16 protein-coding genes are annotated in these 14,357 nt (G+C 55.5%); 11 read left to right on the top strand and 5 right to left on the bottom strand.

What is annotated here, in order from left to right; all coding sequences use genetic code 11:
* Window positions 1-155 precede the first annotated feature (155 nt).
* From ABH945_RS18455 to ABH945_RS18445, 3 genes are all read left to right on the top strand, one after another.
* Window positions 156-407: a hypothetical protein gene (locus ABH945_RS18455; protein WP_429251461.1), complete on the top strand. Its 252-nt coding sequence runs from the start codon at window positions 156-158 to the stop codon at window positions 405-407.
* Between the two features lie 81 nt (window positions 408-488).
* Window positions 489-1,151, top strand: a complete 663-nt coding sequence (locus tag ABH945_RS18450; protein ID WP_429251460.1) for a ParB-like protein — start codon at window positions 489-491, stop codon at window positions 1,149-1,151.
* Window positions 1,152-1,188: 37 nt separating this feature from the next.
* On the top strand, window positions 1,189-1,689 hold the full coding sequence (locus ABH945_RS18445; protein ID WP_429251459.1) for a DUF421 domain-containing protein: 501 nt from the start codon (window positions 1,189-1,191) through the stop codon (window positions 1,687-1,689).
* 75 nt (window positions 1,690-1,764) lie between these two features.
* On the opposite strand, the gene ABH945_RS18440 is transcribed toward ABH945_RS18445, so the two are convergent.
* Entirely contained in the window at window positions 1,765-2,799 is a 1,035-nt protein-coding gene (locus tag ABH945_RS18440; RefSeq protein WP_429251917.1) for a flavodoxin family protein, read from the bottom strand.
* Window positions 2,800-3,043: 244 nt separating this feature from the next.
* Here ABH945_RS18440 and ABH945_RS18435 point away from each other — a divergent pair, with 244 nt between their 5' ends.
* A complete protein-coding gene (locus ABH945_RS18435; RefSeq protein WP_429251458.1) occupies window positions 3,044-4,180 on the top strand; it encodes a glutathione-independent formaldehyde dehydrogenase in 1,137 nt (378 codons plus the stop codon).
* Between the two features lie 165 nt (window positions 4,181-4,345).
* Window positions 4,346-5,596 (top strand): phosphatidylserine decarboxylase family protein, encoded by a 1,251-nt coding sequence (locus ABH945_RS18430; RefSeq protein ID WP_429251457.1) that lies wholly within the window; start codon window positions 4,346-4,348, stop codon window positions 5,594-5,596.
* 144 nt (window positions 5,597-5,740) lie between these two features.
* Here the strand turns inward: ABH945_RS18430 and ABH945_RS18425 are convergent, their stop codons facing one another.
* The 4 genes from ABH945_RS18425 to ABH945_RS18410 all read right to left on the bottom strand — a co-directional run bounded on the left by ABH945_RS18425 (window position 5,741) and on the right by ABH945_RS18410 (window position 9,067).
* Window positions 5,741-6,016, bottom strand: coding sequence for a hypothetical protein (locus tag ABH945_RS18425; protein WP_429251456.1), 276 nt, complete (start codon window positions 6,014-6,016; stop codon window positions 5,741-5,743).
* Window positions 6,017-6,567: 551 nt separating this feature from the next.
* Window positions 6,568-7,323, bottom strand: coding sequence for an esterase/lipase family protein (locus ABH945_RS18420; protein WP_429251455.1), 756 nt, complete (start codon window positions 7,321-7,323; stop codon window positions 6,568-6,570).
* Window positions 7,324-7,519: 196 nt separating this feature from the next.
* Window positions 7,520-7,918 (bottom strand): phasin family protein, encoded by a 399-nt coding sequence (locus tag ABH945_RS18415; RefSeq protein ID WP_429251454.1) that lies wholly within the window; start codon window positions 7,916-7,918, stop codon window positions 7,520-7,522.
* Window positions 7,919-8,191: 273 nt separating this feature from the next.
* Complete coding sequence (locus ABH945_RS18410) at window positions 8,192-9,067, bottom strand: manganese catalase family protein (protein WP_429251453.1); 876 nt, start codon at window positions 9,065-9,067, stop codon at window positions 8,192-8,194.
* Window positions 9,068-9,933: 866 nt separating this feature from the next.
* Between ABH945_RS18410 and ABH945_RS18405 the strand changes: the two genes are divergently transcribed.
* From ABH945_RS18405 to ABH945_RS18380, 6 genes are all read left to right on the top strand, one after another.
* Complete coding sequence (locus ABH945_RS18405; protein WP_429251452.1) at window positions 9,934-10,488, top strand: low affinity iron permease family protein; 555 nt, start codon at window positions 9,934-9,936, stop codon at window positions 10,486-10,488.
* The gene (locus ABH945_RS18400) at window positions 10,489-10,755 is read left to right on the top strand and encodes a DUF6723 family protein (protein ID WP_429251451.1); all 267 of its coding nucleotides are present in this window, start codon (window positions 10,489-10,491) and stop codon (window positions 10,753-10,755) included. It abuts the gene before it with no gap.
* Between the two features lie 73 nt (window positions 10,756-10,828).
* Window positions 10,829-10,996, top strand: coding sequence for a hypothetical protein (locus ABH945_RS18395; protein ID WP_429251450.1), 168 nt, complete (start codon window positions 10,829-10,831; stop codon window positions 10,994-10,996).
* 9 nt (window positions 10,997-11,005) lie between these two features.
* Entirely contained in the window at window positions 11,006-11,917 is a 912-nt protein-coding gene (locus ABH945_RS18390; protein WP_429251449.1) for a YihY/virulence factor BrkB family protein, read from the top strand.
* 97 nt (window positions 11,918-12,014) lie between these two features.
* Window positions 12,015-12,362, top strand: a complete 348-nt coding sequence (locus ABH945_RS18385) for a response regulator (protein WP_429251448.1) — start codon at window positions 12,015-12,017, stop codon at window positions 12,360-12,362.
* Between the two features lie 262 nt (window positions 12,363-12,624).
* The gene (locus ABH945_RS18380; RefSeq protein WP_429251447.1) at window positions 12,625-14,334 is read left to right on the top strand and encodes a hybrid sensor histidine kinase/response regulator; all 1,710 of its coding nucleotides are present in this window, start codon (window positions 12,625-12,627) and stop codon (window positions 14,332-14,334) included.
* Window positions 14,335-14,357 lie beyond the last annotated feature (23 nt).

Here is a 14,357-nt window from a genome sequence, read left to right as displayed (position 1 = left end):
GTTTTCTGCTGGGCAAACGGGTCAGGAATGGTTGGCAAATCGCCGACAGTGTCATGCGCACCCGTTGGTCGCGGGCGAAAATTCGGAGCCGGGCGAGATATTAGGCATTCGACCGGACGGAACATATGACCTACGTCATTTGAAGGGGCTGAATCATGAGAGCCGATGAATGGGTTCGGGAAGCAGAACGGGAAACGAAGCTTGTCGATGCGTTGTACAAAGCTCGTTCCCTTATTTCGATGCACAACGGTATGACCGTCAAATGCGACGGCGAAGAATGGCCGCTTGACTTCGGCCTAGAGCTGAACATGATTGATGCAACGTTGAAAATGGTCGGGGTTGAGACCCGGCGCGTCGATTCGGCGTCAAGCAGAGTTGAGCAAACGCCAATTCCTAGCGCAAAATAAAACTTGCTGTCGCGTCAACCTGTGGAAAAACAACGCCGAAGTCGCGGCGAACGACATCACGGTTGCTTGCAGGGAGGAAAAATGAAAACAGTCGCCATCAAGGACATTCGCCCGACGCAATTCACGCACGGTCTTCGCGAAATACTCCAAAAGACCCAGTTCTATAAGTCGCTGTCTGGTCAGGACCTGAAAATGGCCATCGCCGAAAAACCGGTACCGCTAGTCCTTGGCTCCGGCGGGGTGCCGTTCGCGATTGACCATCATCATGTAGCGACTGCCCTGCGGCGCGCTGGGATAAAAATGATGCCTGCTGTCTTGGTGGCCGATTTGTCGAGTCTGTCATATCAAGATTTCTGGCTGTCGATGGACAACAATCGCTGGACCTATCCATATAACGCCACAGGGCAGCGGCAAAGTTTTGAGGACATGCCCTTGCACATATGGGAGCTGGAGGACGATGTATTTCGCAGCCTCGCGGCATCGGTGCGCGATGCTGGTGGCTATGAGAAAACTACCGTCCCGCTGGAGGAATTCAGATGGGCCGATTTCTTCCGTACGCGACTACCAATTCCGGATACTGAAGACGAGTTTTTGTCCGTGCAGCGACGTGCGGTCAAGCTGGCGAAAAGCAAAGCTGCAGCGGGATTACCTGGATTCGTAGGCGGCGTCCCAGGTTGCAAGTCGCGGAGAAATGCAGGCTCAGAAACTGAGAGGAATCGTTCGAGTCCGAGTATTGGACATTGACTTCGCTAAGCTCTCGAAAAAAAACAGGAAGGCAATCGTGGATGCACTTATCGCGCTGTTCGGAGAAGGAAAGGACCTCTCTTCGTTTCAGATGGGAGCACGCGCCGCAGGGACATTTTTCACGGCACTTATTTTCATTCGTATTTCCGGGCGCCGTTCATTTGGACAACGTTCACCTTTCGACTACGTTGTCGCCATTCTGCTCGGAGCAACGATGAGTCGCGCAATCGTCGGCGCATCCCCTGCATTGCCGACATTTGTAGCGTCCCTTGTCATCGTACTCATGCATCGAGCTTTGGCTTGGGCGTGCGTCCGGTCACATACGCTGGAAGTGTTTGTTGGAGGTGTCGAGCGAGAGCTATTCCGCGATGGAAGTTTCGACAAACAACAAATGCTGGCTGCGCTGGTCTCGCGAACTGACATCCTCGAAACCGTGAGGAAGGAACTCGGCACAGAAGCGCTCGATAAAGTGCATGCCGCGATTCTTGAGCGCAATGGTGAAATTAGCATTATTCGGAAGCCAATCGCTGACAGATGAAAAGGCCGCGAGATTCGTCGCTCGGACTTAAGCCCATAGCTATTCAAATAGTGCGCGTTGACTAACATCAAGCATTCACTTCGCTCGCGGTGTCTTGAGTTTCGCATCAGGTTCCTCAAGCTTACCCGCGCGGATAGCTGCAACGGCGTTCGCGACGGCAAGCGCAACGTTCACAACTTCCTTTTGCATATCGTCGTCTGCATCTAGCGTGGCGTGACTGGTTGCATAGGGTTCGTAATACCCGATGAACCGGTCGAGGCGTGACTTACCTCCCGCTTCGACGAACCCCATCCAGTCAAGCCAATCTGTCAACGCACGGCGGGACCCTTCGATGCCTGCGACATCGCCGTGGACGACGAGCCCATAGGCGCGGCCTGCAAGGTGCTTCGGGTAATCCCACCCGGCGAGTTCCAAAGCCTTCGCCTCTTCCGCCTTCTTGCCATGCGTGCTCGTCGGGTCAGGATTTCCACCATCCGCGCAGACAAGCCTGTCCATGAGCAACTTAAGAGGGCTGCTGACCTGGTACCAGTAGACGGGTGTAATAAAGATGACCGCGTGGGCGGCCACGAACCGCTCGTAGATTTCATTCATCCAGTCGTTGACCATCCCAAGCGAATGATTGGGATAGCAACTACACGGCCAGTGACAGAGAGGCATCGCTGTGGAAACGCAGCCTTTGCAGGGATGAATATGTAAGTCATGGTCGGACGTAAGCCGAGATAAGTCTAGCAAGTCTACTTCGATGCCGTCGGGTTCAAGCACGCCTTGCACGAGCTTTGACATCCGAAAGCTCTTGGACATTTCGCCCGGACATGAATGGTCATTCCGTGACGAGGCATTGACGATGAGAACTCGGCTCGTCGACGCCGGGTCAGACTGCTTGCGCTGGGCGCTCTTGATTCGCTCACTTGCATCACGCCATTCGACCGATAAATCATAGTCAGGGTCCGCGAACCCCGGGCCAGCTTTTACCGTGATGGGGGACTTACGTCCTTCCATATACGCATCCCATGCGATTGCCTCGAGCCGGGTGAGTGATGCGTCCTCGGAACGAAATTCGGGGTCGTAAAAACGGGTCATGAACCGCTGCTTGAATTCCTCGCGCGACATTTTTTCAGTCACCTGACCCTTGCGAACCACGACCGCCTGCCCGCTTACGAGATTTTTACCGTCCTTGCTATTTGCCATTGCCGGTTCTCCAAGATGTGTGCATCCGTCGCACCCTATTTTTCGAGACGCGAGCAAGCACCGGACCAGCGTCAGAGAATGATTTTTTGCATCTGAGGCACGACCGATGCTGCACTGTTCGCTACGCTGTCCGCGCGACAGTTCCGTCAATTCAGTGAGGTGAAGAATGAAAGCACTCGTATATGAAGGACCGCGCAAAGTGGTTGTGAAAGATATGCCCGATGCAAATATCGAAAAGCCAACCGACGTTCTCGTCAAAATCACAACGACCAACATATGCGGCTCAGACCTCCATATGTATGAAGGCCGAACAAATATGGAAACCGGCCGTATTCTCGGCCACGAAAACTTGGGCATAGTCGCGGAGGTGGGCAAGGGAGTCGAACGGGTCAAGGTCGGCGACCGTGTGTGTCTTCCGTTCAATATTGGGTGCGGGTTTTGCAAGAACTGCGAGAAAGGATTGACTGGTTTCTGTCTCACCGCAAACCCGGGGATGGCCGGCGCAGCATACGGCTTTGCCGGAATGGGCCCCTATAGTGGCGGGCAGGCCGAGTACCTTCGAGTTCCGTTCGGCGATTTCAACTGCTTGGTGCTGCCGCCGGACGCCGAGGAAAAAGAGAACGACTATGTGATGCTTTCGGACATCTTTCCGACTGGTTATCACGCAACGGTGCTTGCTGGGGTTGAACCAGGCGACAGCGTCGTCATTTATGGCGCTGGGCCCGTCGGACTGATGGCGGCGCTTTCTGCCTCAATAAAAGGCGCAAGCAAGGTAATGGTCGTTGATACACACAAGGACCGCTTGGCGCTCGCCGAAAAACTCGGAGCGATTCCGATTGACGACAGCGATGGCTCATCGGCTGACCAGGTGATGGAGTTGACCGGCGGCGAAGGTGCAGACCGTGGCTGCGAATGCGTCGGCTACCAGTGCAGTTGCAAGGGGCACGAAGTCCCAAATGCAACGATGAACAATCTTATTAAGGCCGTTCGTCCCACCGGGGGAATTGGCGTCGTCGGTGTTTTCGTTGCAGAAGACCCGAAAGCTGAGGATGCGCTTGCCAAAAAAGGCCAGCTCGCGCTCGACTTCGGCCAACTCTGGATGAAAGGTCAACACATCGCCACCGGCCAAGCCAATGTGAAGGCGTACAACCGCAAGCTGCGTGACCTGATTGCCGCGGGCAAGGCAAAGCCTTCCGAAATCATTTCTCACGAGCTGCCGCTTGAGAAGGCTGCAGATGGATATGCACACTTCGACGCCAGAGATGAAGGATGGACTAAAGTTGTGCTCAAGACGGCCGCGTAACAGGTTCGGGCAACGAACCTAGTCGAGAACACATGCCGCGAAGACGTCAGCCGCTGGTGTGCCACACGGTACCCAGCGGCGCTCGCTCGTGCATTTCGGTGTTGAGCAACCTACGTAGGCCAATTTCTTGTTGAACGCCAGCACCCGAAAGTGGAGGTACAGCAAATGCCTGGTCCATCAGAAAGCACTCTCGAAGAACGCCGCCGTCTGGGCGGCTGGTTGCCACGCAAGGAAGCTCAACTCGTAGAGTTCAGGAAGGACCTAGCCAGAGAAGCTCACGAACGCGCCGGCATCACCCCTCGTACTTCTGCCGTCGAGGAGCTTGCGAGCTTGGTCGACGGCGACCCCATTCACCAGATGAACCTGACACGAGCTATCACTGAAGCAGCGGACGCAGGATATGAGCTTGGGTATTCATCCATCGGTGAGTTGATGGACATCATTGACTACCTGATGACCTACGCGCCGCGGTTCAGTGAAGCCAGTCTGATTCATTGTCCGCTGAACGCGGTCCTTGATTGGCCTATTTGCATGCCCTCCGGGTATGCGCTGTTCCGCGACCCGGTCGTCAATGCAAAATTCAAACAGGTGCTCAACGTTTGGTCGGGATTTCTAGATGGACCCCACTCACGTACTCATTTGAACTCATCGGCTCCTGAAGGATGGCTTTCTGAGAAAGCACAAAAGCAACTTGGCCTATCGCAATTCGTTTGCGAGCCAGCCAAGCCATATTGGGGATTCGAATCATGGAACAGTTTCTTCACACGCCGATTCCTTCCCGACGCTCGTCCGGTGGCTGGAGCGGGTAATCACAAAATCATCGTGAGCGCATGCGAAGCGTCCCCCTACAACATCCAGCACGACGTCAAACTGCGCGACCGCTTCTGGATTAAGTCTCAACCTTATTCGTTGCGAGACATGTTCACAGCACGCGAGACGGCGCTAGCCGAGCAGTTTGTTGGAGGAAGTGTCTATCAGGCTTTCCTGAGTGCGTTCAATTATCATCGTTGGCATGCACCGGTCAGCGGGAAAATCGTCAAGGCGTATCACGTTGATGGGAGCTATTACTCCGACGCTGAATCTGAAGGCATCGACCCAGGTGGACTAAACGATTCACAGGGTTATACAACGGCAGTCGCTGCAAGAGCCGTCATCGTCATCGATTGCGACGACGCGGAAATTGGCCTCGTAGGTTGCTTCTTCGTAGGTATGGCGGATGTCTCGTCGTGCGTTCTCGAGGCGCTCCCTGGTCAGCAGGTAGTAAAGGGCGATGAATTAGGATATTTCCAATATGGTGGCTCAACGTGCTGCCTGGTATTCCAGCCTGATGTCGTGCAGAGTTTCGTAGCCCATCCGCCATTCGACGACGAAGCTCCGCCGATTAAGGTTAGTGCGCACGTTGCGACAGCCCGGTAGACCGACCACATGAAAACGCCCGCGAAGCAGTGTTGGCTCGCGAGCGATTTTCGTACTCGGATACTCCAACAGCGTTTTGATTCCGTCCGAGATGATTCCGCTAAAGAGAACGGCCTACATGCAGCCGCCCGCGACAGATATCGGTTAGCTGCCGCCTGACGCGGGATTGGTAGCTGATGCCGGCATGGCGGCGTTCGATTTTTTATTCATCTTCTTGTGCGAAGTGGCTCCGGCAGGCGCCATCGTATTTGCTCCCGACGCACCCGACACCGTATCGGTTGAGCCGCTCGTACTCGGTTTGCTCATACCTGTGCCGCCTTGCCCACCTCCGGCTCCGCCGCCCGCGCTTTGCGCGTACGCGGCACCCGAAATACAGATAAACAATGCGGAAACCAAAATCCCTTTTGTTGAGCGTGCCATGGTTGTCTCCTCAAGCGCATAGCGGTCATAGTCACCGGAAGGTGTGAACCCGCTATGGGAAGAGCGCAATCCGTATGCCGCACCACGGAATCTGCTCGTATCGTGTCATCAGCACAGCAATGCTAAGCATTGGAACTTCTACGTGCCAATTTTCGTTTGTTACGCTATGAGTCTGTGCGTGGAGATTTACCGGCTGGGAGCGCGACCTCACTGCCCGTCGTGTAACACCGGACCGCCGAAGCACCGTTATTGTTGCCACGGGCGTCCAGCCTGTCCGCAAGAGCAATTAGAAATCTGCCCAGCTCGACGCTCCCATGTTTGAGCACAAAACTCTGTACCAACTCTTCGATACACGCCGTGCGGGATGCAACGTGGAGCATGCTAGCGATATGTGAAGTCCCTACAGCAAGTTCAACCTCGAACGCGACTTCAATGCAAGCTTCCCTGACAGTAACAGGCTTGCTATTTGCGCTCACGTTCTTGTCTCCTTTTCGCGGGAATACTTTCCCGCTAACGGGCCAATTCACTAGCGGCCTCGTTTCATTGTAGGTCTAAAAGACGGTGGCAATGCTCTTTTCAAGGAGGTCGCAGGCGGGGCTAAGCTGAGGTTCAGCAAGCAAACCCGCAACAACCTGCAATACCTCGGGGCTGTGCAGCATGCCCCAATGGCTAACATTCTCAACCGCTACATTGCGATGATATTCGGATGCGATGCCTACACATCCCTCCCATCCTACGAGACCATCGGATAGTGAGTAGACCGATGTGCATCGCACATCGGGGACGATGCTCAATTGCGAAAGCTGAGCCCCATCCAGCGGAGAAACGCCGCCGTTAAGTAGCGTTAGAAGCCAACCTGCATGGGTGGAGTTTGGCTGGTCGGCGAATGGCGTTGCTAACGTGATGACCTGCCGGACAAGCTGCGGATGGCGTTTCCCAAGTTCGCGGGCGTACACCCCGCCCAAACTCCATCCAATCAAGGAGACGTGACGGTCATTTTGCGCATGAAGGCGAATCAATTGCGCAGCAAGGAGGTCGAGAAAACCATCGAGGTTGTCCTCAGGCCATTGATTGACTCCTTGGTCCCAATCGTGAACGTCGTAGTCCAATCCGCACAGCCTGTCCCGCATCGCTTTTGTGGCAGTTCCATCCGAACCTAGACCCGGGAAAAAGAGCACCGGATGGCCATCTCCGCGCGGCAGCGAAATTGATGAAGCCGTCAAACCAGCGAAATAGTCTGAGATGGCCCGCAGCGGCTCCAGCGCAAGCAGAAACGCTGACGGAGGCGCAAATTGAACCGCTTCCATTTAATCCCCGAGGATGCAAGTCAATTGATTGACCAAGTGAAGGACTGTATAAGCTGTCGCGCACCGTTGAAAGTGTGACTCTTAGTCTGCGCGCCGACTTCTTCGGCTTCGCTCGCCACCCAACGCGCCTTCGCTCGCTCATTTGCAAACAACACGCAGGTGGGTCTGCCTGCGAGCACATCGTCCCCGTGGACAATTACTCCGTCACGGGTACATCCGTTCCGGCCGAAGCGGCTTTCGTGAGGTCTGCGACAAAGCCCTTGGCATCTTGCTGGTAACGCTGAAGCTGTGATTGACTTGCCGAAGTAAGCCCACCCTGTACATCTGCCATGATTTCCTGTACATGCCGCCCGTACGCTAGGCACTTTTCCGCAGTCGGTTTCCCGAGGCTTGCCGAAAGTGCAAACAATTCGTCCGGCCTTGACGACAATGCTTTCATTGCAAGCGCGTGATTCTCAGCAAGCGTTGCCTTGAACACCTGGAGATTTAGCGCCGTCAGCTTCTCAAAGCCTTCAAACACCTTCGTCGAAAACCCGAACAACTGTTGAATGTTTGCCTGTGCTTCGACCGCATGTTGGGGAATAAGCGTGCTCATGACTGCTCCAGAAAGAGATGCGGCGAGTGCGGTGAGACTGAGGCGTTCGACCGAAAACGTGCACACGCCGTGGACCGAAAGGTCCATTGCTGCAATGCAGCAAAATTCATTGTAGGCGCATCAGGAAGGAAGTCAATTGAGCCCTGGTTGTCTTTTTTGCGAGCGCATCTGATGTGAAGGTAGCGGCGGACCTCACCGCGCCGACGGGGTCAAAAATCATGACAACCTGATGAAAGGCCCGCAATAGGCCTTTCATCTCGTCCCTCGCTTGGCCTATTTGACAGCCTGGCCGGCGCCTAAGTCTGCACCGGTGAGTGGGTCAGCAGATGTATCAGAGGCCGTGCGCGAAGCCATTGCACTTAAGACCTCAACAACGTCATTCGATACGTTGACGCTTGCCAGCCCGTCGCCACCATCAACCGCCGGCTCCGGGGATTCAACAAATTCCCAATCCGGTCCCTCGTTCCATGGACCCCTCGGAGAATCATCGCCTTTGGACATGTTGTAATAGACGCTTGTGAACTCCGGTACGCCCGGGAGCTTGCCTTGCGGAAAATTGGGCTGAATCGAATGAAGCGCCTTTTCGAAAGACTTCTGGTGAGCAATTTCTCGCGTCATCAGAAAACCGAGTGTTTCCCTGATGCCAGCGTCATCCGTTACGTTAATCAACCGCTCGTACACAATCTTGGCCCGTGCCTCGGCCGCGATGTTGGAGCGCAAGTCCGCAGTGGGTTCCCCAATGGTGTCCACATAAGCCGCTGACCAAGGGACGCCGGCGGAATTCGTCAGCGCTGGGCCGCCGCCATAGAGTAACGAGGTCGTGTGTGAATCGTTACCGCCGCCTGTCATGGAGCGATATAGCTCTGCCTCGCTTTCGACCGCTTCAGCGAGCTGGCCTTTAGCGCCTTTGTTCAGCATTGCGATGATAGAGCCGATGATTTCCAGATGACTCAGTTCTTCCGTCGCAATGTCGAAAAGCAGGTCTTTCCGACCGGGGTCATCTTCGCTGACTGCTTGCGTAAAGTAACGGCAGGCTGCACCCAGCTCACCTTGGGGGCCGCCGAACTGCTCGAGCAGCAGATTTGCAAGACCAGGGTTCGGGGCGGCAACGCGCACCGTGTACTGCAGACGCTTGTTGTGAATAAACATGATGTAGTCCTTTCAAAGCCATGGCTAAACGGAGGACCGTCTGTAGCGCCACGGGCGAAACGGATTTCGGGAGCCGTGAAAGAAGCACCGCAGGCTGGCGCGGCTGTTCTCGGCTGGAGTCTCAGAACGAATAGTTCTGGCGAGATGCGGCGACACGCCGCGAGGTGTCAGGAAAGTCTCCTCACACCCCCGCATGACGTGTTCCTGAAAGCAGATTTGCGAGCAAAAGGTCGTCGTCAGTAACGGACCTTTTCAGCACCAGAGAATTCGCGCACGCAAGGCGGCTTGAGGGTGGCTTGTCAGTACCGGCCGCTTTACCATTCAAAGAACGCAGAACACTAGCCGTCAGCAAGCGAACTCATCAGGCACCGTCCACGCCAAGTGGCCGCCGCGCGATTTCGCCGACGTAGTGCAGCGAACCAGTAGCGTGAGGAGGGCCGCCATCCATTCTGGACAGAAAATCAGTGGAGTAATTTGGCGGCGGCTTAAACTTTGCGTTTGCGTTCTTTTTCCAGCGCAGCATTTGCGACACCCGCTGATATGAATCGACGAATCTGGTTGTTCGGCTTGTGTCGCTGTCTGAATAATTTAATTTTGGCGCATTGCAATATCTCGGGACGGCGCGTAGTTTGAAATCACGTCTCCTCCATGTCTCCAGACGTGGATTCAGCCCGCGCCGTGCGCGGGCTTTTTTATCCGGCTTCTGACAACAAAACCTGGCGCGATGACTTCGCGGCACGGATATTGCTGCGTCAGTAGCTATGCATCTATGCCTTAGACGGCATACGCGTATTTACTCCGTGGCCACCTGCGCTGACATTCCTTGCGTGCGAGCTAAACGGCATTCACTCAGTTGGAGACATTCCATGCCAGACTCGCTGCATCACACGTCCGTTGACCGGCTAGATTCCGTCCCAAACACATCGAGTCCCGCTTACGCATCGCGAAATCCGATAACGAAAGCGTTCGACCTGTTCGCTGCTTCTGTGACGCGGTGGGCGGGGTCTCCTGTCGCCTTTGGCGTCGCCGTCCTGTCCGTGGTCGTCTGGTTAGCCTGTGGCCCCATCTTCAAATTTTCAGAAGATTGGCAGTTGGTTATCAACACTGGAACGACCATCGTCACATTCCTGATGGTTTTTCTCATCCAGCAAAGCCAGAACAAAGACAGCGTTGCGGTTCACCTCAAGTTAAACGAGCTGCTGGCGTCAAACCGCACCGCGAGCAATCAGCTTATCGGTATCGAAGATGCGTCGGAGGAAGACTTGCGGAGAATTGCAACCGCTTACCTCGAACTTGCCAAAAAAATCGGTGGTCGAGACGGGTCGCCAGATAGCGTGGAGAGTTGTGTCGAACAGGCGCGCAGAAACTCAGAACCAAAAAGCCGTCGTGTCGAGCAAGTGGCAGCCGAGGAAGTCAAGTAGATGGTTCGTCGACTTTCCTTGCTGGGCCGACCGGCGCCGCCAAGTACCACCGATGACTACGCCGTAAGTGTTGCGAGCAAAAACGTCCACAAAGGTATCTACTTTGGGACACTCTCGGTTATACGAAAAACGGATGGCCGTGTTATCCATCCGTTCGATGGCGCCCCAGACATCGGACCTTTCCCGACATTCGAGGAGGCACGTAGTGCAGCCCACGGGTTTGCTTCACGCCTCATCAGTTCGGACCTGTTGAATCCGGAAGACTAGTTCCGTTGTGTCGACACTGCATGCCATTCGGAATGCCTTTCCGCACCACGATGCACCTACCCAAGAGGAAAACATGACCACTAACCCGAAGGTCCAGAATCCGGGCGACGAAAAATCCGAGAAAGACATCGACAAAACAGTTGAGGATTCTTTCCCGGCAAGCGACCCGTCTCCTACCGGCGGCACGACACGGATAGGCTCCGAGGATGGCGAAGAAGTTGACGAAGACCCGACCGAGTGACGGAACGTCATGAACACGCGGGTTACGGCGCCATCTGGCCGAGCATACCAGCGAGGTTTCTTTAAGGTGTTTCGCGGCGCGGTCGTCGGTTTCATTTCAGACCGCTGCGCAACGCTGGCGGCCGGTATCGCGTTTTATTCCGCTTTCTCTTTAGCCCCAACGTTGCTCATCGTCCTGGCAATCGTGGGATGGTTCTTCGGACCTGACGCTGCTCAAGGGCGCCTGTTTAGCCAGATTAAGAATATCGCTGGTCCCGAAGCCGCCAGCGCGATGCAGGACATCGTCGCCCATGCCCATCGAACGAGCGGCAGTGGAGTCGCCACCGCCTTCTCAATCGCATTTCTTATCGTCGGTGCAACCGCGACATTCTCATCGCTGAACACCGCCCTTAACATTGTTTTCAAGGTGCAATCGCCGAAAGGCATTTCCGGCTTCGCGCTGCTTCTGCGTGCGAGGCTCGTTTCGTTTGCACTTGTGATGGGGTTTGGTTTTCTTCTCGTGGTTTCTCTTGTGCTGGATACCGCCATTCAGGCGTTCGGGCACACGGTGCTCGGGAGCGTTACCATGACTGCTCTTGTAACGGCGGCTCAATTCAGTTTTGGATTAGTCGTGTTAACCGTCGGCTTCGGCGCCCTCATCAAGTGGCTGCCAGACAAGCATGTTTTTCTTGGCCATGCGCTTATCGGTGGTTTGGTGTCAGCCGTATTGTTTTCCGTAGGCAGGCATCTGTTCGGGTTTTACCTGTCACATGCAGGTGCAGCCGGCTCCTTTGCTGCGGCAGGCTCACTCGCCATGTTGATGTTGTGGCTGTTCTTTTCGGCGGCCGTATTTCTGTTCGGCGCGGAAATAACTGCGGCTACCATGCCTGAAAAGCCTTCTCAGCAACAGGCGACAAATCTCACCGCAGGTTGGCCGTCTTGAGCCGACGCTTGCAAGTCCCAGCTACACCAACACAATCCGTGGAGATTACTCACGCGGGAACGTCCGTTGCGGCCTTTTATGGCAAAGGGAGCAACTCATGACGTTGGTACTACTCGTAGAAGATGACGTAAATTTGCTTCGGGCGCTTGAGACACTCGTTACGGATGACGGTTATCGCGTGCATACTGCGGCCGATGGCCAATATGCAATGCTTGAAGTGGCGCGTGAAAGGCCAGACATCATCGTCTCCGATGTCATGATGCCCAGGATGGATGGTCTTGGCTTGGTCCGCGCGCTACTCGCTATTCCGGCGTTATCCGGTATCCCCGTGGTAATGACTTCCGCAACGGCCCTCAGCCCCGCCATCCCCGTCCACACATTCCTGTCCAAGCCGTTTTCCGCGGTACGCCTGTTGGAAGTCTTACGTTCCGTGCAGGGACCCTGACACGGCTGAGGGGCGGTAAATTTGACCCTTAATTTGGTTCGAAGCGTTCCTGAAACGCATGAATACCCGGCCATTGACCCAGTGCAACTTTCGACCGATTCCCGTCGACCTAACGTGGCAAAATAGGACTTTAGCGCTGGCTGTTCTGCCGCTGCTTGGCGGACTGGTCCGTTCGCCGCTCGATACACGCTCGGTACGACTACCTGGTGCAGTTGACGGCCCTTACGTCTGGCACCTTCCGAACCCCGATTGGCTCATCATCATGGAACGCAATCGCGCACTCGACGGTCGTGACGAACTTTCGTCGCGACCCGCCCGGCCGCCTGACCATGCCGCTGAAAATTCGGCGTTGGTGCATCTTGCTGCGGTCCAAACGGGCCCTCGCGAGAACCTTCTCGAAGAGATTGCACGGTCTGCGCTTGCCCTATGCGATGCAGGGAGTGCTGGCATCAGCCTTGTTGAAAGCGTCGGCGACAGTTCGCAGTTCAGGTGGTTCGCCGTAGCTGGACTTTGCGCGGAATTGCGTGGCAAGACGACCGCATGGGACGAGTGCCCCTGCGGCATCACTCTGCAAGCAGGCGAGCCGCAACTCTTTGTCAGGCCACAAGACTGGTTTCCGAGTCTTCGGTTTCCTGGAGTGAGCGTTCCCGAAGGCCTTGTGGTGCCGATAGCAGCCGATGGAAAGCAACTCGGCGCATTGTGGGTGATGTCGCACAACCCGTCCCGCCGGTTCGACCGGGAAGACGTCCGATTGCTTTCAAACCTTGCTGTATTTGCCGGCGCTGCGCTGACCGTCGTCAATGAGCGCGACAACGGAATTGCAAACGACCAGCGACACGGCGAATTCATTGCCATGCTGGGCCATGAACTTCGTAATCCGATGGCGCCGATTGACAGTGCTATCGGTGCCGCAAAAAAATTGTGCGCCGACAATGCGAAGGCTGTTGAGGTCCTCACGGTGGCGCAGAGGCAGGTGCGGCATCTTCGGGCACTTGTAGATGACCTCCTCGATGCAGCGCGTTTGAAGCACGGCAAGCTTGCCATCAGGCACAGCGACACGTCCTTTAATGACATCACTTTCGATGCGGTCACAACTGTTCGGCATCACTTCGATTCCCGACGCCACACCCTGAAAATCAGCGGACTGGATGCTCCTATTCCTGTCTACGCGGACCACGTTCGTCTTAGTCAGGTCTTGGGCAACGTTCTCTCGAATGCGGCCAAGTACACCCCGGCTGGCGGCACTGTAGAAATGACGGTTGGAATCGAGCGACTTGATGAAAACCAAGGCGCGCGTGGCACTGTCACGGTCTGTGTAAAAGACAACGGAATAGGGATTGACTCGGCTGCGCAACCGCACATCTTCGAGCTATTCGCACAGTCGGCCCGAAATCATGCCCGTTCTGACGGTGGTCTGGGTATCGGCCTTGCCGTCGCAAGGCGGATGGTCGAATTGCACGGCGGCACGATATCCCTCCAGAGCGAGGGACCAGGTACGGGAACGGCAGTCACATTGCGGCTCCCAATATTCCGGGGCGCGCAAACATCTGTTCCGCGCGACACTGAACGTGAAAACGCGATGCCCAGTTCCGTTCGACTGCTTCTGGTCGATGACAACCCGGATGCACTGATGGCGTTGGGGCTCCTCCTGGAACTCGAAGGACACAGCGTCAACACTATCGATAACGGCCGGGATGCCATCCGTCTGATTTCCGAGACTCGGCCCGAAGTCGCGATTATTGATGTCGGCATGCCAGACGTCGATGGATTTGACGTGGCGCGTGCCATTCGGGCTGACAAAGGGCTAAGCGGCACACTCCTCGTTGCTTTGACCGGTTACGCTGCGGAATCGGACAAATCCCGGGCGCTCGCCGCTGGCTTCGACTATCACCTGACCAAGCCGATGTCGCTAGAAAAGCTGCATCACATTATCCAGAATCGGACAGAGTTGGGGCTCGGCGGGATTGTTTGACCCAACGTCAATAACTTCCTGAA

It is taken from the genome of Paraburkholderia sp. GAS333 (genome assembly GCF_050435665.1).
GTDB classification, from domain to species: Bacteria; Pseudomonadota; Gammaproteobacteria; order Burkholderiales; family Burkholderiaceae; genus Paraburkholderia; species Paraburkholderia fungorum_A.
This window is presented reverse-complemented; position numbering and strand designations above follow the sequence as displayed.